This is a genomic window from Flavobacterium chungangensis (assembly GCF_042654045.1).
GTDB classification, from domain to species: domain Bacteria; phylum Bacteroidota; class Bacteroidia; order Flavobacteriales; family Flavobacteriaceae; genus Flavobacterium; species Flavobacterium chungangensis.
This window is the reverse complement of record NZ_JBHSFY010000018.1, coordinates 63577-86577: the sequence shown is the minus strand read 5'-3', so window position 1 is coordinate 86577 and position 23001 is coordinate 63577. Positions and strand designations below refer to the sequence as shown.

Genomic DNA, 23001 nt, shown 5'->3' with positions numbered 1-23001 from the left:
GTTTCAGGTTTCAAGTTTATCTCGTTTGTCATTTCGAGCGGAGTCGAGAACCTTTTTTGAAAGTGATAGATTTTAATTGTTTTGAAGATAAAAACTTGAATCATAAGGAGTAAAATTGTTAGCAATGGTAAATGTTCCAATTTTTGCAATCGCCATTTCATCTAGAATATCAACAAGATTTTGTAAAGTACTTTGTTTAGTTGGTTTGATAATTACTACAGTTCCTTTAATTGACATGTTTAATTTAGTTGATTCCTGTTTTATTTCGGAATTAATTTTTTGTAGTTCTTTTCTAATTCCATTTCTTCCATAGTATGTTTTAATTACATTTTCTGAGTCTATAAAGTATGGTCTGGAAATAAATATTTTATCTTTATACAACGATATAAATACAAAATTTTGTGCAGGAAGAAGCGAACCATTTTCATTAGTGAAAATCCCATTCTCATGTGTTACAATACAATTCGTTAAATTTTCCCTATTAGAACAATTTGTAAAATAATATACTAAACTATTTGGTCTTTCTAATTGGCTTATATATATTAAAAATATTAGTGCCATATAGAAAACACAATTTATAGCAAATAAAACTGACTTAAGATTGTTGTTCTTTTTATTTATTTTTCTTCTCATTTACTAATCACTTTTCAAATAATTAGTAAAAATACTACAATTTTATAACAAAGAAAAACTAGAGTATTCTATTTGCCTATTTTATAAAATAATAAAATTTCTAGTATATTTTTATTTCCTAAAACCAGTTCGAACGATTTTGAAAACTTTGACATTGATCTCTTTATTTTAAAGCTAATAATTTAGATTCTTCTGGTGTAAAATCATTTACAATTACATATGCGCTTATATTTGCAATATCCATTTCATCTAATATATCAACTAGGTTTTTAAAGTTAGATTTTTTACTTGGTTTTATAACTACTGTAATTCCTCGTCCAGGTTTTCCTAAAGCAGCTGAATATTCGAGCATGCTTTTATTTCTTTTTAGTAATTCTTGGCGAATTCCGTCTTTACCATATTTAATTTCTTTTGGAGAAATTATTGGGGAATTTAAAATTCCCATGTAGTATATCATTTTATTGTTTTCACCTAACATTATGGTTATTGATCTATTTTCGCCATAATGGCGTGGTGGGCAATCGCAACATTCTCTATCTTGGCCGTTATCATATTCCATAGCTTTGGGTTTCGACAATTCCCTAACAACCATAAAAAATATAATCAGCAAAAACGAAACGCTAACCATTGCAGTTAAATCTACTCTCGAACTTAACTTTTTGCTTCGTACTTTCTGTGGTAAATTTTTCATAAAGAATAGTTTTGAATTTAAATTTAATAATAAAAAGAAAGCAAAATTCATGTATTCTTAAAATTTTTAGAATAAAATTTAAAATCTACTAAAGCCTTGTTTTGCTAGTACTTAGAAAGATATAGTTTTCTTTTTCGAAACTAATTTGTTTTAATTTAAAACCAAAACATTTTTTCCTGCGTAAATGAACTTATAACTTAAAATCATTTAAACATGAAAACTAGAAAATTTTTAGCTCTTGCAGTTTTAGCTTTAGGATTTGCATTTACATCAAATGCACAAAAATCAGTAATGGTTGGTGGAGCAGCGATGTATCCGAATAAAAATATTATCGAAAATGCAGTTAATTCAAAAGATCACACCACATTAGTAGCAGCAGTAAAGGCAGCCGATTTAGTTGAAACATTAAAAGGGGCAGGTCCGTTTACTGTTTTTGCTCCAACTAATGCCGCTTTTGATAAATTACCAAAAGGAACTGTAGAGACGTTATTGAAACCAGAGAATAAAAAAATGCTTCAAAATATCCTAACTTATCATGTAGCAGCGGGAAAATGGAGTTCTGCTGATATTGCAAAAGCAATAAAAGACGGAAAAGGAAAAGCAACGATTAAAACAGTAAGTGGTGGAACCCTTACGGCATGGATGAAAGGTAAAGATCTATATATTACTGACGAAAATGGCAGTAAAGCCAAAGTTACCATTGCAGATGTTAATCAGTCAAATGGTGTAATTCATGTAATAGATGCTGTTTTGCTTCCAAAAAAATAAGTAGTTTCAAATTCCAAAAAAGAAATTCCAAATTCCAAGCTTAAATTGGAATTTGGAATTTTTATTTTGAGATTTTTCCAAGATTATTTTTTAGCGGTCAAAGTACTTCCTGCAGAAGCAATTATAACGCAAACTACAGCTAGAATTTCATAGAAGTTTAAATTTTCTTGAAGAAATATAAAAGCGCAAATAGAAGCTGCTGCTGGTTCTAGACTCATTAATATGCTAAAAGTGCGGGGTGGAAGTTTTCCTAAAGCCTTCATTTCTAAAGTAAACGGAATTGCACTAGACAAAAGCGCAAGAGCAACACCCATTCCGAATAATTTTGGAGTAAGATTGTTTAATCCGCTTTCTAGAAAACCAAAAGGCAAGACTAAAATCGCCGCAAACAGCATTCCGGTTGTAACGGCATCACCATCATTCATTATTTTCGAAATTTTACCTCCTAAAACAATATAAGCACTCCAAAATGCTCCCGCTAGAAGCGCGCATATAATTCCGATAGGATCTAAGCGATCGTTTGTCCATGGTGCAATTAATAAAATACCAATTGCAGCCAGCATCACCCAACAATAATCAACCAAACGTTTTGAACCTGCTATAGCGAGTATTAAAGGACCAACAAACTCTAAAGTTACCGCTAAACCAATTGGAATTTTTTCTATTGCGAGATAAAAAATTAAATTCATGGCCCCTAACGACAGACCATACGGAATTACAATTTTCCATTGTTGAGGAGTTATCGCTTTTAGATTTGGTCTATAAGCGAGTAATAAAATTAACGCCGAAATACCAATGCGCATAGATGCCGTACCAGCTGCGCCGATTGTAGGAAATAGTGTTTTGGCAATTGCAGCCCCACATTGAACACTAATAATAGCTAATAATACTGCTGGAACAGGAGGAAGGCTGAATTCTCGGTTTTTCATAAAAAATAGGACAGAATTATAAAAAATAATTGCTGTCGGATAATAAAATGTATTCTAAATTAATTGTCCAGTGCTCTTTTTGTAACATAGGCGCGGTAACCAATAATAGCCATTTGCCATTTCGTAGCCTTAGAAATATCTAGACCCTTTTTGGTAAAGCTTGGCAAAAGTAGTTTATTTAGTTTAGCTAATAATTTATACATAGTAGATTTGTTTGTTCAAAGATATAAAAAAAGACTTTGTGTTTGAAGCAAAGTCTTTTGGGTAGTAAAATGTAAAAGTATTTAAATTTTGAGAATCAGATTTTCGTCGCCTTCGGTTTCCCGATTTATGGCATTTTTGGGAGCTTCCATCCATCCCGTTTTATTGATGACAAATTTGAAAAGATGTGTTTTATTTTTTTCAAATTTTGATTTTGGGACCGATAATTCAAATGTATTTTTACTTTTCTGAATCATTTGAAAATTCTGATCATTTGGATTCCATTGGTCAAAAGAACCCGCTATGGAAACACTTTTAACCAAATTTGGATCTAAATTCTTATCATGTTCATAAACAAAAACAACATTATCGTTAACGATCTTGTAACCGTAAATGCCAGATTGTTTTTTATTTTCGCTCAATAAATCATTAGAGAGTCTTGTAATGGCTTCACCAAGGGCATTGCCAGTATTTTCATCACTTATATTTACAATGATTGAAATTCCTAATTGGCGTTCAGGATAAACAACCAGCATATTTTGAGTTCCAAAAGCACCGCCGTGTTTCCAGCAGTTTTTCCCATTTTCATCTACTTGAATATAATCCCAGAAATAACCGTTCCAAGTTGTTGGGCTATTTAACAGGTTTCGTTGCGATTCTTGAACAATTTTGTTTTTTGTATTAAGCTCATAAGCAATAAATTTAGTCAAATCACCTAAAGTAGATTTTAGCATTCCAGCGGCGCCCCAAAGATTGTCTGAAATGTTAGGCATTAGAACGCCTTTTAGATTATAGCCGTTTGCAATAACAGTATTTGGACTTAAATTTATACCGCTTGATTGCATGTCAAGTTTTGAAAAAATATTTTCTTTCAAAAGCGTTTCATAGCTTTTTCCATAAACGTTTTCTAAAATATGAGCCGTAAGATTAAGACTTCCGTTGCTGTATTTGAATTTTGTTCCTGGTAAAGTGTCTAATTTTATAGTTTTAAGATCTTCAAAAAACTTCTCACGACTATACGTTTCATCCATTTTTTTAAAAGCCAAATAACTACTATCGTTTCTGTTTTTTCTTAATTCGGCAGTATCTGGAAGATCTTTGTCAAAACCAGTTCTAAAAGAAACCAAATCTTTAATAGTGATTGGAGTTCCGTTATATTCTAAGTTGGGGTAGGAGCCTGTAATATATTTTCTAATATCATCGTCTGGATTCAATTTTCCTTCCAAAACCGCTTGTGCCGTCAGTAAACCTGTAAATAGTTTCGTTATAGAGGCAACTTCAAAAACAGTATTGTTGTTCGCAATGTTTTCTTTTCCCTTATCAATTTCGCCGTAATGTCTCGTATAGTTTTTTCCATTCTTAACCACTCCAATTGAAATAGAATTAGCTTTTGACTTTCCTATTAAAAGCGAAGCTGTTTTGTCCATTGCAGTAAAAATATTTTTTTCAGCAGTATTCTTCTGCGCTAGAATTGAAAAGCTAAAACATAAAAACAGGAGTATAATGAGCTTTTTCATTTTCGTAAATATGTTTTTTCATTTATTAAAGAGAAGTATAGATTACTTCGCTAACATTGTGTTGATTTTCTCCAGCATTTCTTTTGCGTTATTGTTATCTGGAGAAAGAGATAATGCTTTTTGGTAGTTTTCTTTCGAAAGTGCCAATTCATTATTTCTAAAATAGCCATCAGCCAAACTATCAAACGCATTTCCAGATTTTGGATTCTCTTTTGCATTAAGTTCTAAAACTTTTATTCCGTCATGCAATCTTCCGTGATCCATTAATGTATAGCCAATAACATTCAGTCGATATTCAAAGTCCCAATCTGGATGATTCTTTTTTATGGCTAAATAATTCTGTTGCGATTTTGTAAAATCTAATTTTAAAAAATTCTGATTGATTTTTTCTCCAGCGAGTAAAAATTCATCTGTAAGTGTTTTATCTACAATCGAAGCCACATGATTAATTACTTGACTTTGTACATATAAGCCCGAATATTTATGCCCATTAGATAAAAAGATTATCGTTAAATCACGATCAATAAATTTTCTAAAAGCAGTTTCATTGCCACCAGTAAAGCCGTATGAAAGGACATTATTAACCGGTACAATTTCCCAGCCAAAAGCAAAACGATCTGTGTTGTTGGCAAACGGAAACGGTTTCCACATATCAAATTGGGTTTCTTTTTGAAGATAAACGGCTTTATCAAGATTTTCATTCCATAGAATAAAATTCGGTAAAGAAATATTTAAACCGTTTGCAGAATGAGCGTCGGTGCCAAAGTTTGAAGTGCTTTTAACGTACTTTTTTGTTTGATCATCATAGTTGTATCTAGAAGCACTATTGGGTACCGTTTCGCCAAAATTGGACGAAAAATAAACACCCGATTTTACAGAAGGAAACTGATTTTGTAAAATATATTCTTCAAAAGGCAAACCTTTAATTTTTTCGATAATTTTAGCCAGAAACAAATAATTAGTTTGATTGTAACGATATTGATTTCCTGGTTTAAAATCCATTGGTTTTTGAGACAGTAAAGCTATTTTTTCGTCAAGTGGCGCCGTTATTGGAATTTCTTGAAACCTAACGACATCAGGAAGTCCAGAAGAATGAGAAAGCAAGTTTTTAATTTTTACCTCTTGCCATTCTTTTGGAGTGTTTTCTAAATATTTTAAAATAGGATCTTCGAGTGATAATTTTCCTTGTTCAATAAGTTGAAATATCCCAACATTGGTAATTAATTTGGTAGTCGAAAAAATTTTAAAAGCAGTGTTTTTATCCACTGCTTTATCATCTTCTATAGAAGCTTTTCCAAAATATTTTTCATAAACAATTTTACCATCTTTTATTACTGCCAATGCCACACCGGGAATTTCATTAATTGCTATTACTTCTTTTATGTAATGGTCAATTTTTTGCTCTGTTGATTTGTCAGCATTTTTTTGACCAAAAGATAAATTAAGAACGAATAGTAAAGAGACGGTAAGAAAGACTCTCATAAGGATTAAGCTTTTTTATTCTGCTTTTCCATTTCTTTCATCTCTTTTTCACGCTGCTTCATGTCTTTTTCATGCTGTTTCATGTTTTTTTCATGTTGCTTCATATCTTTAGCATGTTGTTTCATATCAAGCTCATACTGTTTCATGTCTTGCTCGTATTGTTTCATGCTATTTTCATAGTCTTTAGAATCGTCTCCGAATTTGAAATTAAAGTCGTAGTTGAACTTTTCCATGTTTGCGCTGAATTTTTCCATAGCAATTTCATATTTCGCCATTTCTTTTTCGTAAACTTCTGCTCTTTGCGACATGATAGCCTCAACCTGCTTTTCGTATTCTTTCATTTGAGGCTCAAACGCTTCCATTTGTTTTCCAAAAGCTTCCATGTCTTTTTCAAACTTAGCCATTGCTACTTTATCTTTTGGATTTTTTGGAGCTACAGGAGGTTTTGGCATTTTTGACATATCAATTGCTGGAACAGGAGGCATCGGTCCTGAAGGAAATGCTGGTGGAGTTGGAGGTGCAGGAGCTGCAACATCAGATTCTCCATTGCCAAAAGTGCGAACAATAACTTTGTTATTTTTGATAATCATTGGCGTTCTGAAATTTCCATCGGTATTAATTACAATAGCCTTTGATCCGTTTTCGTTTGTTCCAATTGCCAATTCGCAGTCTTTAATAGCTTCGTCTCCGTCAATTCTGATCATTTGTTTTTTACCAGAATCCGATTTTACTTTGATTTGAATCCCAGTCAATTCTTCTTTTGTATTTCTTTTCACATCCGAAATTTCAACATCCAAATTATGATTTGCCTTTAATTGTCCTGGCAATTCCTTTAATTCCTTATCAGTCGTGTTTTTAGTAATTTTGATTGTTTGCTCTGTATCCTTAACAGTGTCTCTTTGGATTGTTGCAACTTCAGCCTGTTTCTTTTCTTGTGCAATGGTTCTTATTTGAAATAAAAGAACAAACGCACCAAGAGCAGGTATTACTGCCGAATACTTCCAGTAATTTCTTTTGTTTGATTGATTTTTGTTTAACATGACAATTCGTTTTTTGATTAATGATTGATAAAAATGATTGGTGATTGCAACACAAGTTTCGTGTGTTGTGATTTTTAAAAGTGTGTATTGATACGCTTTTTTGTCGGCAATTTTTTTAGAAGCTTCACTATCTGCAATAAATTCAAGATTTTGCAGAATAGCTTTTTTATAAAGCCAGATAATTGGGTTGAACCAAAATAGAATGCAAAAGATTCTAGAAATCAAAACATCAATAGTATGCTTTTGATCGCTGTGCACTTTTTCGTGCTCCAAAATACTTTCCAATTCCGACGAAGTATATAGTGATGAGTTATATACAATGTAATCGAAATAGGAGAAAGGAGCTATGTTTTCATTAACATCGATAAATTTAAAATCTTCCTGCTGTTCAATTTTTTTTCCTTTTAAAACAGAATTCAGACTGTAAAAATCAAGCGCAAATTTGATCATGAAACCTAAGAAACCAATTGCGTAAACGACAGCCGCAACCAAAGTCCAATTGATTTCAAAATTCTCTTCTTCAATAACAGAAACAGTTGTTGGCTTATACTGAGTGTCATAAACAGCAGCTTCATGATTTGAAGTTGAAACACTCGATACCTCCGTTGTTGTAGTTGTAATTATTGGATCTGGCGCTGGCGCTGGAGGCACTTCAACCCAAATTACTTTCGTATAAACTACAAAAGGCAATACCACAGAAGTGATTAATCCCGCAATTAAAAACCAGCGGCTACTGTTAAAAAAAGTTTCTTTGCGAAGTAAAAAGATGTAAGCAAAATAAAACATTGCTAATAACCCGCTTGATTTTAAGATAAAAATGAAAAGTGCTTCCATAACTATTTTGATTACTTACCTGCTTTTGGATTTTCGATCATGTCTAAGATTTCTCGCAATTCGTCTGCCGAGATTTTTTCTTCTTTAGCAAAAAAAGAAACCATGCTTTTGTATGAGCTATTAAAATAATTGTCAATTGCAGTGCTCATGAACCCTTTTCTGTAATCTTCGATGCTTACAGCTGGATAATATTGATGCGTATTTCCAAAAGCATTATGTGCAACATATCCCTTTTCTTCCAGATTGCGAACAATGGTAGATAAAGTATTATAATGTGGCTGATCTTCTAAAATCTCTGCTTGAATTTCTTTTACAAAAGCTTTTTTAAGCTTCCATAAAATATGCATGATTTCTTCTTCTTTATTGGTCAGTTTTTGCATTTTTCAGTGATTTAAAAGATTAAAACTTTTTATTTTTTGGTTTTAATTTCGACAATACCATGCTCGCCTTTTTCACCAAATAAAGCTACGGCATCTAAGCTTTTAAAAACTCTTACCGATTTAATCGTGCTAGGAGGAAGGCTGTTCATATCAAAATCAGAAGGCATGTCTTTTCCATCTAAAATTACAAGCGGAAAACCTGTTTTTACATTCGTTTTTACACCATTTGAAACAGCAACAGATGTTCCTTCATCAGAAGAAGTAGTAATAACCGTATTATTGTCGTTATCTACAATTACAGTAGTGCTAGAATTTGCACTACTATTACTGTTAGTTTTTGTACTAGTATTAGAATTAGTGTTAACATTGGTTTCGGTTTTTAGTTTATTGCTAATTGCTTTTTTAGGTTCTTTGTTATTAGAATTATTTACAGTCTGAATTCCTAATTTTTTATCGCCATTTTTATAAGTAATAATAATTACTCCGAATTCATTTATTGCTTTATCCGAATTTTGAATGGATTTTGAATGTTGTTTTCCTTTCTTTATATCGACTGTAATAGATGTCAGTTGGTTCAAGTCATTTCTCTTAATTTCTGACATTTCAAATTTCACATTGTGGTTTTTCTTCAAATTATTCTTGATTTCATTTAATTCGGCATCTGTAGAATTTTTGCTGATTTTAAAAACATCTACAGATTCAATATTTGAATCGTTTTCTTCTATAATTTGTGGTTTCTCTTTCGCAATTACTTCAACTTGAAATAATAAAACAAATGTGGCAAGTGCAGGAAGCATAAGATAATACTTCCAGGAATTCCTCTTTTTTGATTGATTTTTGTTTAACATGACAATTCGTTTTTTGATTAATGATTGATAAAAATGATTGGTGATTGCAACACAGTTTTCGTGCGTTGTTATTTTTAAAAGCGTGTATTGATATGCTTTTTTGTCTGAAAGTTTTTTAGAAGCTTCACTATCAGCAATAAATTCCAAATTTTGAGTGATTGCCTTTTTGTAAAGCCATACGATCGGATTGAACCAAAAAATGATGCTGAAGATTCTAGAAATCAATACATCAAAAGTATGATTTTGATCGCTGTGCACTTTTTCATGTTCCAAAATGCTTTCTAATTCTGATGCTGTGTAAAGTGATGAGTTGTACACAATGTATTCAAAATAGGAGAAAGGAGCAATGTTCTCGTTGATATCTACAAATTTGAAATCAGCTTGTTGTTTGATTTTTTTTCCTTTTATAATGGCATTCAAACTATAAAAATCAATGGCCAGTTTTAAAAGAAAAACCAAAAGACCAATCCCATAGAAGCCTAGAATAATATAATTCCAATTAAATTCTGCCGATTCGCTGTCTGAGTTATTTATTAATGTTGTTTGGATATTGGTGTCGAAGTTAGAAGCAGCATCAATCCATATTACTTTTGTGTAAGTCAATAATGGTAAAATTACAGAGACTACCAAGCCAGATAAAAGAAACCATCTGTTACTGTTGAAAAATGTTTCTTTGCGCAGTAAAAAATAGTAAGCACAATAAAACATTAGCATTAAACTGCTTGATTTGGCGATGTAAATGAAAACTGCTTCCATAAACTGATTATTTTTTTTCGTTTTTATTTTCGATCATTGATAAAATCTCACGCAATTCATCTGCTGAAATTTTTTCTTCTTTAGCAAAAAAGGAAACCATACTTTTATAAGAACTATTGAAGTAATTATCGATTGCGGTTTTCATAAATCCTTTTCTGTAATCTTCAATTGCCACAATTGGAAAGTATTGATGTGTGTTTCCAAAAGCATTGTGACCAACATATCCTTTTTCTTCCAGATTACGCACAATAGTCGATAATGTGTTGTAATGTGGCTGATCTTCTGTTATTTCGGCTTGGATTTCTTTTACAAAAGCTTTTTTCAGCTTCCATAAAATCATCATAATTTCTTCTTCTTTGTTTGTTAACTTCTGCATCTTCTCTAATTTTAATTCAAACCTACAACTATTTTTTTAGTTACGCAACTATAAAAATAGTTATTTAACTAAAAATTAAGTTTGCTTTCAGTTTTGAACGCAGAAATACTATTCAAATTTGTAATAAATTGAATGATAAGGCTTTAAAAAGTTAAAAGTTTTTTTACGAAATCTTTTCGTTGGTCAAAGCGTTCTTAATCCAAATGCAGCATCCTGTTGCAACAACTCCGATGCAGGCCATAAAAAGCCAGTTAATTTGATAACCGAATCGGGTAATAATTTCAAATCCTAGCTTAGAACTAATAATATGAGCAAGGCTAAAACTCATTGTGTAAAGCGCCATGTATCGGCCTTCTTGTCCGCGTGGTGCGCGGCTTAAAGCAAATGCGTTAGAAAAGGGAAAAGTCAGCACTTCTCCAATAGAAATGCAAACCATGCTTACAACCAAAATTCCGGCCCAGAAATTAACTAGAAGTAAAAAGAAACTGCTCGCCATAACAAACGATCCAACGATGATAATTCTAATCTTTGGAAAAGCTTTTCGCTCTAAAAATCCAACTGTTGGCATTTCTAGAGTAAAGATTAAAAGTCCGTTTAAAGTCATTAACAAACCAGTTTGGAATTCGCTTAAGCCAAATTTTTCATTATGATATAAAGGTAAAGTGGTAAATAACTGGAAGAAAATCATTGCCGTAATGAAACTTACAAACAAGAAAACCCAGAAAATTTTATCGTGAAAAACCGATTTTACATCAGTAGCACTTTCTGTTTTATCATCATGCGTTGCTTTTTTCTTTTCTTTTACCAATAAAGCAAAAATTGAAATCGAAATAATACAAGAAGCTCCGTCAACCCAAAACAAACCTGAATATCCCATTCCCATAATAATCAAACCTCCAAGCGCTGGTCCGGCCGCAAAACCAAGATTTACAGCAAGACGCACAAGCGTAAGGGCACGAGTACGGTTTTCGGGTTTGGCATAAGCGCCCAGAGACACAAACATAGCAGGACGAAACATATCTGCAATCGTCATAAGAACAAACATGGCGGCACAAAGCGCCCAGAAAGTGGTAATATATTGTACAAAAAATAGAGAAACACCACTGGTGAATAAACTAAAAATCATGATTTTATAGAACCCAATCTTATCTGATAATTTACCGCCAAGCCAAGAACCTAGCATAGATCCAAAACCAAAAGCCACCATAATCCATCCGACTTGGTTATAGGTAAAATGAAGATCTTCTTTTAAATATTTAGATAAAAAAGGAAGAACCATTGTTCCAGCGCGGTTAATAAAAGTGATGATAGCAAGAATCCAAACTTCTCTGGTAAAACCTCGAAAGTTGTTAATGTAGTGAGTTAAGGCAGTTTTAAACATTTTGTTTGATAAATTATCGTCACAAAGTTAGGAAACTTTGTCTCGTTAAGTGGTTGGTGTTTTGTTACTTTTGAACTATTTTTGCAGAAAATTTCTAAGATGAAAACTATAAACGCCCTTGCTTTATTGTTGGTATTTAATTTTGGCTTTGCACAAAAAAAGTTCAATAAGACCGATGTTCAAAAATTTCAAAAGAAAATCAATACCGAGTTTGCTGATTCTAAGACGAGTCCGTTGATGGCTGAAGATTTGAAAACCTTTAAAAGCTTAGAATTTTTTCCTATTTCAGAAACTTATTTTGTAACTGCTACTTTGGAAAAAGCCAAAGGAGGAAAAGTTTTTGAAATGAAAACTTCAGGAAACTATACTCCAAAGTATATTAAATACGGTACTTTAAACTTTAAAATAAACGGAAAAGCTTTTAAACTTGCCGTTTACCAAAGTTTAGAACTTATCGTTCAAGAAAAATATAAAAATCATCTTTTCTTGCCTTTTTCAGATTTAACAAGTGGAAAGCAAAGCTACATTGGAGGCCGTTATATTGATTTAGAAATTCCGAAAGGAAATACAATAGCAATCGATTTTAATCAAGCTTATAACCCGTATTGCGCTTATAATTACAAATATTCTTGTCCGCTTGTACCACAAGAAAATGATTTGAAAATTGAAATTAAAGCAGGAGTAAAAGCGTTTCATTAATGGAATATTTTAATTTTCATACGCATCAATTTACGAATCAATCTAATGTCGTAGAATTGGTTAATCAGTATCCAAAAGATTTTGATGAGACGATTTCGTTTTATTCTATCGGAATTCATCCTTGGTACATTGATGAAAATCGAATTGATGAAGATTTGAGAATTATTGAAGAAAAACTGCAAACTCCAAACTGTTTGGCCATTGGCGAATGCGGTTTAGATAAAAGAATTGAAGTTCCGTTTGACTTGCAGATTTCAGTTTATGAAAAACAATTGGAATTAGCAGAAAAATTTAATAAACCTGTAGTAATTCATTGCGTTGCGGCTTTTCAGGAAGTAATGGCAATCAAGAAAAAAATGAAGATTGGAGTTCCAATGATTATTCATGGCTTTTCAAAAAATAATCAACTGGCAGAGCAATTAATTGCAGCTGGATTTTATCTTTCGTTTGGAAAATATTTATTGAAAAATCCAGATTTGAAAATGGTTTTTCAGAATGTTCCAAATGATCGTTTTTTCTTAGAAACCGATACAATTGAAGAATCGATTCAACAAGTTTATGAATTAGCTTCAGAATATAAAGGATTAAATTTAAAAGAATTACAAGACGTTATTTTAAGTAATTATAAAAGGTTATTTAAATAATGAAAGGAATATAGAATATAGAGTAAAGAGTAAAGAATAAATAGTATATAGTTTTTATGTTCAAAGTTTGTCACCCTGAGCGAAGTCGAAGGGCGTTCCAATTAGGCGAGGGCTTCGACTTCGCTCAGCCTGACAATGGGGGAAAACGTAAAACGTAAAACTTGAAACCTGAAACTTGAAACATCATAAACCTGAAACAAAAAATAAAAAAAGAGAATATATGGCAGAATGGACAGAAAGAGCAGAGCTTTTGTTTACTAAAGAAGGATTAGAAAATTTGCAAAAATCTAATGTTTTAGTCGTTGGACTAGGAGGAGTTGGATCTTTTGCGGCTGAATTTTTAGCAAGAGCAGGAGTGGGTAATATGACAATTGTAGACGGAGACGTTGTAGATATTACGAATATTAACCGTCAATTGCCAGCTTTGCATTCTACAGTTGGTCAGCCAAAAATTAAAATTGTAGGTGATCGTTTGATGGATATTAATCCAGAATTGAATTTAACTCGTGTTCAGGAATTTCTTTCGCCAGAGCGTGCTTTTGAGATTGTTTCTCCAGAATTTGATTATGTTTTAGATTGTATTGACAGTATTACTCCAAAATTAAACCTAATTATTGCCGCCAAACGCAAAAGAGTAAAAATCATTAGCAGCATGGGAGCGGGAGGAAAAATGTTGGCCTCTAAAGTAAAAGTAGCAGATATTTCAAAAACGATTAACTGTTATTTTTCTAAAACAGTCCGTAAGCGTTTAAAAGAAGTAAAAATCAATAAATTGAAAGTAGTTTTCTCTTCTGAAATTCAAGACGAAAAAAGCTTAAAATTAACAGACGGTAAAAACTTTAAAAAGTCATTTTACGGAACAAACAGCTATATGCCAGGATTATTTGGCTTGCACGCTGCAGAAACAGTGATTAGACATCTGCTTAAAAAATAAAGGTTCTAAGATACTAAGATTCTAAGGTGCTAAGGTTTTTATAGCTGAAGCATTGGATCTTAATTCCTTGAACTTATAAATAGAACTTAAAATAACTTTGACAAAGTTAAATACAAAAGAGAGAAACCTTAGAATCTTAGTATCTCAGAACCTTAGTACCTTAAAAAAAAATGATTAAAACAGTAATTTTTGATATGGATGGCGTAATCGTTGACACGGAGCCAGTTCATCGTTATGCCTACTATTTACAATTTTCCGAATTGAATATCGAAGTTCCAGAAGAAATGTACACTACGTTTACTGGATTTTCGACTCGAAATACATTTCAAACTTTAAAAAGTTATTTCCCTACTGTAGAGCAGGAAGTAGAAGATTTGATTCAGCGAAAAAGAACTATTTTTAATGAAGCTTTTGATACTAAGGAAGATTTGTATCTTTTGGATGGAGTCGAAGATTTGATTAAAGATTTGTACAACAGCGGAATGCAATTAATTTTAGCTTCTTCGGCTTCAAAAGTAACTATCGATCGCGTTTTTACAAGATTCAATCTGCATCAGTATTTTACGCATATTGTAAGCGGAGAAGATTTTCCTCAATCAAAACCAAATCCAGCGATATTTATTCATGCGGCTTCTCTTTCTGTTGCGCCAAAAGAAGAATGCGTTATTATTGAAGATAGCACAAATGGAATAAAAGCAGCAAAGGGGGCAGGAATTTATTGTATAGGATACAATAGCGAGCATTCTCATCTTCAAGATTTATCTGAGGCTGATTTAGTTATAGAACATTTTAACGAATTGAATGCTGAAAAAATATCACAGCTAAAGGACTGAATTATATTAAATTTAACATTTGTTCCCTAATTGAATTTGTAAATTTGGATAAAAAATAAAACTTAAAATAATGAAGAAACTACTTATTGCTTTAGCCTTGATCTTAGCGCCATTAGCATCAGAAGCGCAAGTAAAAACTCCACAAGCAAGTCCAAAAGGATATATCAAACAAACTGTTGGTTTAACTGATGTTGAAGTTACGTATTCAAGACCAGGAGCAAGAGGAAGAGCTGTGTTCGGAAATTTAGTTCCGTTTGGAAAATTATGGAGAACTGGAGCTAATGAAAATACAATTATTAATTTTAGTGATGACGTGATTATCGACGGAAAAACGCTAAAAAAAGGAAAATATGCAATTTATACAGTTCCTAGAATCGAAAGTTGGGATATCATTTTCTATCTTTCTACGGATAACTGGGGATTGCCAGAAAACTGGAGCGATTCTTACGTAGCTTTAAAAACTACAGTTAAAGAAGATGCTTTGCCAACTCCAATTGAAACTTTTACAATAGGAATCAACGGATTAGATCCTAATTTTGGATATTTAGATATCGCTTGGGAAAATTCTCATGTATCTTTAAAATTTGAAGTTCCAACAGCTAAAATTGCTACAGCAAGTATTGAGAAAACTTTGGCTGGTCCAACATGGAATGATTATTTTGCAGCATCTCAATATTTATTCCAGTCAAACGGAAATATTGAAACGGCTAGAAATTATGTAGACAAAGCGCTTGATATGAGTTCAGATAAGCCCTATTACGTAACAAGATTGAAGTCTCAAATTCAGGCAAAACAAGGAGATAAAAAAGGAGCAATCGAAACAGCAAAAGCTTCTCTAGCATCTGCTGAAGCGGCAAACAACGCCGATTACGTAAAATTGAATAAAGATAGTATCGCTGAGTGGAGCAGATAATAATTCTTTCGAATTCTTAAATTCCAATTTTTAAAATATCAAAATCCAAAACTGACGAGTTTTGGATTTTTTTTGGCATTTAAAATAAAACAGACAGACTTGTCTGTTTGTATAAAAATGTTTTTTATATTTGCAGATATAAATTAAGATGTTATGTTACCAAAAGAAAGAATATTAGAAAAAACATTTACTTTATTTCACACACAGGGTTATAACGCAACGGGCATCAATCAAATTATTGAAGAGGCAAAAGTTGCAAAGGCAAGTTTTTATCAGCATTTTAAATCTAAGGAGGATTTGTGTGTGGCCTTTTTAAATAAGCGTCATTTCTTTTGGTTTGAAGAATTGCAAAAGTTCACATCCAAAGAAGAGGATAGCAAACTAAAAATTTTAGCTTCTTTTGATTTCTTAATTTATATGAATAAAAAGGAAAATTTTAGAGGTTGCAGTTTTCTAAATATTCTATCAGAAATTCAATCCGATAATATTAAAATTTTAGACGTAATTCAAAACCATAAAGCTGATTTACGCGTCTATTTTGCTGAAACTTTAAATGATACTATTTTATCAGATCACGTGTATCTACTTTTTGAGAGTTGCATTATAGAAAGTCAACTTTTCAAATCCAATCAACTTATTGAGCAAACTAAAAAAATTATTCAAACTTTAATCTAATTATTATGGAACAGAAATTGCCATTGCCGCCTTTCTCATATGAAACAGCAATAGAGAAAATTCAGCTAGCAGAAGATGCTTGGAATAGTCAGGATCCAGAAAGAGTTTCAAAAGCCTATACGATTGACAGTGAGTGGAGGAACAGAAATCAATTTGTAAACGGAAGAGAAGAAATTGTACAGTTCTTAACGCAAAAATGGAAAAAGGAGAAAAATTATAAACTTAAAAAAGAGTATTGGGCGCATACCGAAAATAGAATTGCGGTTCGATTTGAGTATGAATATCAAGACCTTGAAGGAAACTGGTTTAGAGCCTATGGAAATGAAAACTGGGAGTTTGATGCAAATGGTTTGATGCAAAAACGTTTTGCCAGTATAAATGATCTTTCAATAAAAGAAGAAGAAAGAAAACTTTAAGAAATTTAATTCATAGAGGGCGGTTCAGGAATTTTTACCGTCCTTTTTATTTTCTTTATAATTAATAAATAAAAAGTAATGCCTCCTAAAACAATCAGCAATGCGATTTGAAGTTGGCCAAGTACATTGTTTCTGCTGTACATAGCATTTGCAACAGCCAGTTTCGCTTTCCCTTCTTCAATCTGAATTTGCGAAAGAGATTCGAGAGTTTTTAATGCTTGCGCACTCGAATTGGCTATTTTCTTCCAATCTTTATTTTCAACCTGTTTATTGATTTCTTTGCATGAAAGTAAAAAAGCATCAAAATACTGTTTTTCTTTATTGGTCAAAACCGTTTTGGCATACAAATCATCAATATTGTGAATAATGTCTAAGGTGTGAATGATTTCATCTTTCTTGATATTATCACTTAAATCTAATTTTTCAGCTTCAGCTTTTATAAAATGAAGTTCTTTAGAATATTGAAAAATATAATGCGCCACAACCAATCGGTCTTTGTAAATAGCATTGATATTATCATTTACGTTTTTAGAATTTCGCAACGTATTAAAGTTACCAAGCAGAATGATAAGCATTACAACTAGTAATATAAAAGCAGCTTTGGTTTTATTGCTGTACCTTCTATGATCTTTCATAAAGCTTTTTTTTAGATAACAATAATTAATCAATCATTCTGTTCTCAACGAGTTCAATGTTTTTTATCGCGGCTAGCGGAGTAATTTTTACTTTTTTATCTCCTTTGACAAAATAAAAGTAGTACAAACTATTGTTTCCAATAACAAAAACGTTTTTAGATTCTCCTTCGTTAAAATCCATTTGATAGCTGTAATCCAATTTGTTTTCTTTTAGCTTTTTCTTAGTAAAATAACCTCCTGCCATACCATAGCCAAGAAAAAAAGACAACAGAAAAAGTATAAGTGATTTTATGGCAATACCATTGTAGTAGCTTTTAGTTTCTTCTGGAGATAATGCATCAGTCGATTTTAGTTCAAAAGATCTTTTTACAAAGGCCAAATCTTTATTCTTCGCTAAAAAAGAAGGAAGATAAAAATGCACCAAAAAAAGGATTATGATGGCTCCAAGAATAATTGGGTTTGAGGTAAATTCAGCAATCGGACTAATTAAAACGTCCATAATAGTAGAATACCTTAAGATATTAATTCCGAATTGATAATAATAAATACTGTCTTTTAGTATTCCCATTACAATCAAAAAGAGATAGCCAAATGGCAATAGTTTTTCTAAATCGTCTGAAATCTTCATTTCTTCAGCTTAAAATTGGTTAGTTTTAGGTCCGTTTTACAACTTACTAAAATAGTCTTTTTTACTTACAATAAATGAAGAATTGTATTGGAAGAAAATAGTTATCCGAATTTTAAGCAGCTATTTCCTGCTGTCCGCTGTATCTTTTGTGGCGAACCCCGCCACAAAAGGATGCCGCTCCCATCAGGGCTAGGGCATCAGGCCTTATTTGAACGATTTTTGTTTAATTAATGAATCAGCCACTAAAAACAGTTTTCGAATCATCTTTTATTCAAGCATTAACTCATTATCATCCGATTTTCCTTTAAAGAACAAAAACTGAAGTAAAAGCGCCAATACAATAGTCAAAATAGCTCCAATAAAATTAAGCCATAAATAACCCAGTTTCTCCTGTCTGTAAACCATAAAATAATAAATCACAAAAATCGTAAGCTGACTTATGAGAGCACTGATAAACATTGGTTTTGCCTGAACTCTTTTGGTATAAAAAGCTACAAGGAAGATTCCTAAAACAGTTCCGTAGAAAATAGAACCAATAATGTTTACAAGCTGAATTAAATTTTCAAACAAAGTTCCAACGCAGGCAAAAAGTATTGCTATAACTCCCCAAAAAAGAGTAAAAAACTTGGTAACATGCAAATAATGTTTCTCCGACTTTTCTTCTTTCTGATTTCGTTTGTAAATATCTATTGCTGTTGTAGAAGCCAGTGCAGTTAATCCAGAAGCAGTAGAAGACATGGCAGCCGAAATAATAACGGCCAATAACAATCCGATTAGACCTTTTGGCAAATAATGCAGAATGAAATGAAAGAATACATAATCTTTATCGTTGGTTTCTGAATTACTATCGGCTCTCGAAATTATTTCCTTTGCTTTATCACGAAGATCTTTTTCTTTATTCGATAAAGCAACCAGTTCTTTACGCAAAATCGGATTGTCATAATCTTGATTCAGCTGATCGATGTACAATAAATTAATAACTTTTTTATCTTCAGAAAGCTTAACTAGCTTTTCTTCTAAAACATGATATTCTTGTTTATAAGCCGACTTCTCAATTGCAATTTTATTATTCGGATTAAAATTTAAAGGAACCGGATTGAATTGAAAAAACACAAAAACCATAACTCCTGTAAGAAGAATAAAGAACTGCATTGGCACTTTTAGAAGTCCGTTCATGATTAATCCCATTTGACTTTCTCGAACTGATTTCCCAGATAAATAACGTCCCACCTGTGATTGGTCTGTACCAAAATAGGCAAGTGCCAAAAAGAAACCTCCTGTAATACCACTCCAAAAAGTATATTTTTCTTCGGGATTAAAAGAAAAGTCCACAATATTCATTTTGTCATTTGCTCCCGCAATATGTAGCGCACTATTAAAAGTCATATCGTTTGGAAGATAATGCAGAATCAAGAAAAACGTGATAAACATTCCAGACATAATGACAAACATCTGCTGTTTTTGCGTAACGTTTACCGCCTTTGTTCCTCCAGAAAAGGTATATATGATTACTAGAACTCCGATAATGATATTCATTACAGTTAAGTTCCATCCTAAAAGTGCAGACAAGATAATTGCTGGTGCATAAATAGTTAAACCAGTTCCTAAACCTCTTTGTACTAAAAATAAAATTGCAGCAAGCGAACGGGTTTTTACATCAAATCTTTTTTCTAAAAATTCATAAGCCGTATAAACTTTGCTTTTATGATATAGCGGAATAAAAGTCAAACAAATAACAATCATTGCAATGGGCAATCCAAAATAAAATTGCACAAAACCCATTCCGTCGTGATAAGCCTGTCCTGGAGTCGATAAAAATGTAATTGCACTCGCTTGTGTTGCCATTACAGAAAGACCTACAGTATACCAAGGCGTTTCGTTGTTTCCTAAAATAAAATCTTCTACGTTTTTACTTCCTCGGGTTTTCCAAGAGCCGTATCCAACAATAAATAAAAGTGTGACAATAAGTACGATCCAGTCAAATAGCTGCATAGGTTATGAGTATAATTGCATGATTAAGAAAAAGATAGCAATATAAATTGCATTTGCTACTAAAACATAAGTGTAGCTTTTTTTCCATTTTTTTGTTTTTTTAGCTTCCATATTTATTGCTTTAAATCTTGTTTAGGAGCTTCAATTGGCTGTTTTAGAGAAATAATATTCGATAATAATCGATAGGCTCCAGAAACACCTTCTGGCAATTCTCTAAAGAAACTTAAACCAGTGTAGATGTAATATCCTTTTCCGTAAGGTGCGACAAGAAGAGCTCCATCTTTTGGAGATTCTCCTTTATCGTGCGACGAAATAATAGGAGTGAAGGCAGGATCATATTCGTTTGGATAATATAACCCTTGTTCTTGTGTCCATCCTTGAAAATCTTTTTCAGAAATTTTATTAGGCGTATTTAAAACAGGATGATTTGGTGCTAAAAATGTAATTTTAGCATTTTCTTCTGTTACACGATCGTTTGATAATTTCAACGGATAAGGAGCAATTTTATCTGTCACTAATTTTCCGTTTGTGTTGTATTGAACAATCATGTTTTTACCGCTTTTTACAAAATTGAAAAGTATATTTTGCTTGTTTGCCAAAGCATTTACGGTATTATAAGCACGAATTCCGGTAATTACAGTACTGAAAGAATCTAATTTTTCTGGAGTAATTTCTTCGGGTTTTAAGATCGAAACTTTATATCCCATTTGAGTCAAACTTTCCGGAACTTCGTCTCCAGCGCCCATGATATAAGCAATGGCATCGCCAGAGATTTTTAAATCAATTCTAATGCATTTTGATTCAGCTGGTTTTAAAACCATTTGTTTGGTAATATGGCTGAAATCAATAATAGTTTGGTCTTTATCAAATCGTTTCTTGTCTACAATTGCGACACTTTTTACTGTCGCTTCATCTGGATTTAATGGAGGTGTTACTTCAAAATAGAAGATTTGCTCGTTGCCTTTTTTGTCTAAAACAAACGGAATTTCTTTTGGAGAAACAGACCAGCTTTTAGGCAACTCTAATTGGAGATTTCCTTTTATATCATCTTTTCCAGCGCGAACTTTTACTGGAACCATTTTGCTTTTGGTATTTCCAAAAATTAAAACTTTTTCTAAAATTGAAGTTGTAACTTCTGGAACGATATCAAGAAAATTATACATTTCGCCTTTTACGCCATCATTGTACTTATACACTACAGTGCGCTCAAACGGAATCTCTATATCATTGATTTTGATGTTAAAGACCACTTTTGTGTCTCTAATAATATCTGGTGTACCAATAATTTCTTGATTAGAAACGGTATACATTCCAACTGTTGCTTTTTCTTTTAGCCAATAAGGTTGAGTGTATTCTATATTGTTTGGAAGCTGCAATTGCAGATTGATCTTCTGATCGTTATTATTCTTCAATACAACGTTTTGGGCTGTTGTTTGATGGTCTGGAAGCGTAGTCACACTAATTAATTGCATTCCGATAGAACATCTATTAATAGCTTCAAGAGTTAATTTTATTGTACTTCCTGGCGTTGCTTCTTGTTCGTTGGCAACCGCTTCAAGATATAAACCAGAACAAGATGCGATAATGTTTTTTATAGCAGCAAGTTTAATCTCTTTCCAATGGGTATCTTCTAAAGCTTGAATCATTGCGTAGGCTTTGACTAAATCTGGAATACTTGCAGAAGGATGGCTAAAATCGTATTTTGAAATGATGGAAGAAATCAAATCTCCAACTGGTTTTCCGTTTTTAACACGGTTCCAGCTTGTATCTATGCCATCAAATAAATTATCACGTTCTTTTGGGGTTTCGCCATTAATTAGTTCTAAATATTCGGTTTCTTCACCACGAATACCAGTACTTCCAAAACCTTGTGACTGATGACGGCTTCGGCTTAAAGCTGCGATTTCCTGATTTGATTTTCCGATTCCTGTGTAGTAAACACCTGTTTCTAGTTTGGTGAATTTAGATTTATTGGCAGCATCAAATTTTTCTTGGCTTCCGTAAAACCACCAAGAAGGATTAAAGAATTGGCGTTTTACCTGCCAAGGAGAGACATATTTTAATTGTTCGGGATAAACTTTTGGATCGTTTGTTAATTTGAAACTTTCGACACTCAGCATTGCAGAAGAGGTATGATGCCCGTGTGTTGTACCAGGAGAACGATGATCAAATCTATTAATAATAATGTCTGGCTGAAATTTTCTAATGGTCCAAACTACATCAGCAAGCACTTTGTTTTTGTCCCAAATATCTAAAGTTTCAGATGGATTTTTTGAAAAACCAAAATCGTTTGCTCTAGAAAAAAATTGCTCGCCACCGTCTATTTTTCGAGCTTCAATTAATTCTTGAGTTCTAATAACACCTAGTAATTCACGCAATTGCGGGCCAATTAAGTTTTGTCCGCCATCTCCACGAGTAAGTGATAAATAACCCGTTCTGGCATTCATTTCATTGGCTAAATACGAAATCATTCTAGTGTTTTCATCATCAGGATGCGCGGCAACATACAATACAGAACCTAAAAAGTTTAGTTTTTTAATTTGATTGTAAATTTCAACTGAATTTGGCTTTTGCGGCTGTTGTGCAAATGAAATCTGAAAACCTATAAAAAATAGAAGAAAGATTTGAATCTGTATTTTTCGCATGGTGAGTGTTAGGTGTTTTTTGAAATTATTCCAAAAATAGTAATTATTTTATGGAAGATTATTTAAATGAAATGTTAACGCTCAATAATTATACCTTTCTTTAAGATGATGAAACAAAAAAAGCTGCCAGATTGGTTCTGACAGCTTCTTA

Annotated in this window: 23 protein-coding genes; 8 read left to right on the top strand and 15 right to left on the bottom strand. The window is 32.4% G+C overall.

Annotated features, from left to right (window positions below; genetic code table 11):
• Positions 1-72 precede the first annotated feature (72 nt).
• Positions 73-633, bottom strand: coding sequence for a hypothetical protein (locus tag ACFO3N_RS22630; protein ID WP_379801100.1), 561 nt, complete (start codon positions 631-633; stop codon positions 73-75).
• Between the two features lie 163 nt (positions 634-796).
• Positions 797-1324 (bottom strand): biopolymer transporter ExbD, encoded by a 528-nt coding sequence (locus tag ACFO3N_RS22625; RefSeq protein ID WP_379801097.1) that lies wholly within the window; start codon positions 1322-1324, stop codon positions 797-799.
• Between the two features lie 213 nt (positions 1325-1537).
• Here ACFO3N_RS22625 and ACFO3N_RS22620 point away from each other — a divergent pair, with 213 nt between their 5' ends.
• Positions 1538-2092, top strand: a complete 555-nt coding sequence (locus ACFO3N_RS22620; protein ID WP_250836226.1) for a fasciclin domain-containing protein — start codon at positions 1538-1540, stop codon at positions 2090-2092.
• Between the two features lie 83 nt (positions 2093-2175).
• Here the strand turns inward: ACFO3N_RS22620 and ACFO3N_RS22615 are convergent, their stop codons facing one another.
• The 9 genes from ACFO3N_RS22615 to ACFO3N_RS22575 form a co-directional block, all read right to left on the bottom strand.
• The gene (locus ACFO3N_RS22615) at positions 2176-3021 is read right to left on the bottom strand and encodes an EamA family transporter (RefSeq protein ID WP_379801095.1); all 846 of its coding nucleotides are present in this window, start codon (positions 3019-3021) and stop codon (positions 2176-2178) included.
• 59 nt (positions 3022-3080) lie between these two features.
• Positions 3081-3224 carry an SsrA-binding protein gene (locus ACFO3N_RS22610; protein WP_095931140.1) on the bottom strand — a complete coding sequence of 48 codons (144 nt, stop codon included), beginning with the start codon at positions 3222-3224 and terminating at the stop codon, positions 3081-3083.
• Positions 3225-3305: 81 nt separating this feature from the next.
• Positions 3306-4739, bottom strand: a complete 1434-nt coding sequence (locus ACFO3N_RS22605; RefSeq protein ID WP_379801094.1) for a serine hydrolase — start codon at positions 4737-4739, stop codon at positions 3306-3308.
• 42 nt (positions 4740-4781) lie between these two features.
• Complete coding sequence (locus ACFO3N_RS22600) at positions 4782-6221, bottom strand: serine hydrolase (protein ID WP_379801092.1); 1440 nt, start codon at positions 6219-6221, stop codon at positions 4782-4784.
• A 5-nt stretch (positions 6222-6226) separates the two neighbouring features.
• The gene (locus ACFO3N_RS22595; protein ID WP_379801090.1) at positions 6227-8095 is read right to left on the bottom strand and encodes a M56 family metallopeptidase; all 1869 of its coding nucleotides are present in this window, start codon (positions 8093-8095) and stop codon (positions 6227-6229) included.
• Between the two features lie 11 nt (positions 8096-8106).
• A complete protein-coding gene (locus tag ACFO3N_RS22590) occupies positions 8107-8475 on the bottom strand; it encodes a BlaI/MecI/CopY family transcriptional regulator (protein WP_095931144.1) in 369 nt (122 codons plus the stop codon).
• Positions 8476-8504: 29 nt separating this feature from the next.
• A complete protein-coding gene (locus ACFO3N_RS22585; protein ID WP_379801087.1) occupies positions 8505-10079 on the bottom strand; it encodes a M56 family metallopeptidase in 1575 nt (524 codons plus the stop codon).
• A gap of 7 nt (positions 10080-10086) precedes the next feature.
• A complete protein-coding gene (locus ACFO3N_RS22580) occupies positions 10087-10455 on the bottom strand; it encodes a BlaI/MecI/CopY family transcriptional regulator (RefSeq protein ID WP_095931146.1) in 369 nt (122 codons plus the stop codon).
• A gap of 163 nt (positions 10456-10618) precedes the next feature.
• The gene (locus ACFO3N_RS22575) at positions 10619-11836 is read right to left on the bottom strand and encodes an MDR family MFS transporter (RefSeq protein ID WP_379801085.1); all 1218 of its coding nucleotides are present in this window, start codon (positions 11834-11836) and stop codon (positions 10619-10621) included.
• A 99-nt stretch (positions 11837-11935) separates the two neighbouring features.
• On the opposite strand from ACFO3N_RS22575, the gene ACFO3N_RS22570 reads away from it, so the two are divergent.
• The 7 genes from ACFO3N_RS22570 to ACFO3N_RS22540 all read left to right on the top strand — a co-directional run bounded on the left by ACFO3N_RS22570 (position 11936) and on the right by ACFO3N_RS22540 (position 16950).
• A complete protein-coding gene (locus ACFO3N_RS22570; protein WP_379801083.1) occupies positions 11936-12535 on the top strand; it encodes a DUF1684 domain-containing protein in 600 nt (199 codons plus the stop codon).
• A complete protein-coding gene (locus ACFO3N_RS22565) occupies positions 12535-13179 on the top strand; it encodes a TatD family hydrolase (RefSeq protein ID WP_379801081.1) in 645 nt (214 codons plus the stop codon). Before ACFO3N_RS22570 ends, ACFO3N_RS22565 begins: the two co-directional genes overlap by 1 nt.
• Before the next feature lie 220 nt (positions 13180-13399).
• Complete coding sequence (locus ACFO3N_RS22560) at positions 13400-14113, top strand: tRNA threonylcarbamoyladenosine dehydratase (RefSeq protein ID WP_250836263.1); 714 nt, start codon at positions 13400-13402, stop codon at positions 14111-14113.
• Between the two features lie 170 nt (positions 14114-14283).
• Positions 14284-14946 (top strand): HAD family hydrolase, encoded by a 663-nt coding sequence (locus ACFO3N_RS22555; RefSeq protein WP_379801079.1) that lies wholly within the window; start codon positions 14284-14286, stop codon positions 14944-14946.
• A 70-nt stretch (positions 14947-15016) separates the two neighbouring features.
• Positions 15017-15859 carry a DUF2911 domain-containing protein gene (locus ACFO3N_RS22550; protein ID WP_379801078.1) on the top strand — a complete coding sequence of 281 codons (843 nt, stop codon included), beginning with the start codon at positions 15017-15019 and terminating at the stop codon, positions 15857-15859.
• Between the two features lie 153 nt (positions 15860-16012).
• Positions 16013-16534: a TetR/AcrR family transcriptional regulator gene (locus tag ACFO3N_RS22545; protein WP_379801077.1), complete on the top strand. Its 522-nt coding sequence runs from the start codon at positions 16013-16015 to the stop codon at positions 16532-16534.
• A 5-nt stretch (positions 16535-16539) separates the two neighbouring features.
• Positions 16540-16950 carry a DUF1348 family protein gene (locus tag ACFO3N_RS22540; protein ID WP_379801076.1) on the top strand — a complete coding sequence of 137 codons (411 nt, stop codon included), beginning with the start codon at positions 16540-16542 and terminating at the stop codon, positions 16948-16950.
• Between the two features lie 5 nt (positions 16951-16955).
• Here the strand turns inward: ACFO3N_RS22540 and ACFO3N_RS22535 are convergent, their stop codons facing one another.
• The 4 genes from ACFO3N_RS22535 to ACFO3N_RS22520 form a co-directional block, all read right to left on the bottom strand.
• Complete coding sequence (locus ACFO3N_RS22535) at positions 16956-17585, bottom strand: MCP four helix bundle domain-containing protein (RefSeq protein WP_379801075.1); 630 nt, start codon at positions 17583-17585, stop codon at positions 16956-16958.
• Positions 17586-17610: 25 nt separating this feature from the next.
• Positions 17611-18213 (bottom strand): hypothetical protein, encoded by a 603-nt coding sequence (locus ACFO3N_RS22530; RefSeq protein ID WP_379801074.1) that lies wholly within the window; start codon positions 18211-18213, stop codon positions 17611-17613.
• 267 nt (positions 18214-18480) lie between these two features.
• Complete coding sequence (locus ACFO3N_RS22525) at positions 18481-20205, bottom strand: sodium:solute symporter family protein (protein WP_250836207.1); 1725 nt, start codon at positions 20203-20205, stop codon at positions 18481-18483.
• A gap of 113 nt (positions 20206-20318) precedes the next feature.
• The gene (locus ACFO3N_RS22520) at positions 20319-22850 is read right to left on the bottom strand and encodes a PIG-L family deacetylase (RefSeq protein WP_379801073.1); all 2532 of its coding nucleotides are present in this window, start codon (positions 22848-22850) and stop codon (positions 20319-20321) included.
• Positions 22851-23001 lie beyond the last annotated feature (151 nt).

Excerpts from the sequence above, each read along its gene's own strand:
- ACFO3N_RS22620 (WP_250836226.1), top strand. The coding sequence starts at position 1,538 with ATGAAAACTAGAAAATTTTTAGCTCTTGCAGTTTTAGCTTTAGGATTT.
- ACFO3N_RS22535 (WP_379801075.1), bottom strand. The coding sequence starts at position 17,585 with ATGAAAGATCATAGAAGGTACAGCAATAAAACCAAAGCTGCTTTTATA.
- ACFO3N_RS22570 (WP_379801083.1), top strand. The coding sequence starts at position 11,936 with ATGAAAACTATAAACGCCCTTGCTTTATTGTTGGTATTTAATTTTGGC.
- ACFO3N_RS22580 (WP_095931146.1), bottom strand. The coding sequence starts at position 10,455 with ATGCAGAAGTTAACAAACAAAGAAGAAGAAATTATGATGATTTTATGG.
- ACFO3N_RS22590 (WP_095931144.1), bottom strand. The coding sequence starts at position 8,475 with ATGCAAAAACTGACCAATAAAGAAGAAGAAATCATGCATATTTTATGG.
- ACFO3N_RS22560 (WP_250836263.1), top strand. The coding sequence starts at position 13,400 with ATGGCAGAATGGACAGAAAGAGCAGAGCTTTTGTTTACTAAAGAAGGA.
- ACFO3N_RS22545 (WP_379801077.1), top strand. The coding sequence starts at position 16,013 with ATGTTACCAAAAGAAAGAATATTAGAAAAAACATTTACTTTATTTCAC.
- ACFO3N_RS22585 (WP_379801087.1), bottom strand. The coding sequence starts at position 10,079 with ATGGAAGCAGTTTTCATTTACATCGCCAAATCAAGCAGTTTAATGCTA.
- ACFO3N_RS22525 (WP_250836207.1), bottom strand. The coding sequence starts at position 20,205 with ATGCAGCTATTTGACTGGATCGTACTTATTGTCACACTTTTATTTATT.
- ACFO3N_RS22520 (WP_379801073.1), bottom strand. The coding sequence starts at position 22,850 with ATGCGAAAAATACAGATTCAAATCTTTCTTCTATTTTTTATAGGTTTT.
- ACFO3N_RS22595 (WP_379801090.1), bottom strand. The coding sequence starts at position 8,095 with ATGGAAGCACTTTTCATTTTTATCTTAAAATCAAGCGGGTTATTAGCA.
- ACFO3N_RS22600 (WP_379801092.1), bottom strand. The coding sequence starts at position 6,221 with ATGAGAGTCTTTCTTACCGTCTCTTTACTATTCGTTCTTAATTTATCT.
- ACFO3N_RS22540 (WP_379801076.1), top strand. The coding sequence starts at position 16,540 with ATGGAACAGAAATTGCCATTGCCGCCTTTCTCATATGAAACAGCAATA.
- ACFO3N_RS22630 (WP_379801100.1), bottom strand. The coding sequence starts at position 633 with ATGAGAAGAAAAATAAATAAAAAGAACAACAATCTTAAGTCAGTTTTA.
- ACFO3N_RS22615 (WP_379801095.1), bottom strand. The coding sequence starts at position 3,021 with ATGAAAAACCGAGAATTCAGCCTTCCTCCTGTTCCAGCAGTATTATTA.
- ACFO3N_RS22605 (WP_379801094.1), bottom strand. The coding sequence starts at position 4,739 with ATGAAAAAGCTCATTATACTCCTGTTTTTATGTTTTAGCTTTTCAATT.
- ACFO3N_RS22555 (WP_379801079.1), top strand. The coding sequence starts at position 14,284 with ATGATTAAAACAGTAATTTTTGATATGGATGGCGTAATCGTTGACACG.
- ACFO3N_RS22625 (WP_379801097.1), bottom strand. The coding sequence starts at position 1,324 with ATGAAAAATTTACCACAGAAAGTACGAAGCAAAAAGTTAAGTTCGAGA.
- ACFO3N_RS22610 (WP_095931140.1), bottom strand. The coding sequence starts at position 3,224 with ATGTATAAATTATTAGCTAAACTAAATAAACTACTTTTGCCAAGCTTT.
- ACFO3N_RS22530 (WP_379801074.1), bottom strand. The coding sequence starts at position 18,213 with ATGAAGATTTCAGACGATTTAGAAAAACTATTGCCATTTGGCTATCTC.
- ACFO3N_RS22575 (WP_379801085.1), bottom strand. The coding sequence starts at position 11,836 with ATGTTTAAAACTGCCTTAACTCACTACATTAACAACTTTCGAGGTTTT.
- ACFO3N_RS22565 (WP_379801081.1), top strand. The coding sequence starts at position 12,535 with ATGGAATATTTTAATTTTCATACGCATCAATTTACGAATCAATCTAAT.
- ACFO3N_RS22550 (WP_379801078.1), top strand. The coding sequence starts at position 15,017 with ATGAAGAAACTACTTATTGCTTTAGCCTTGATCTTAGCGCCATTAGCA.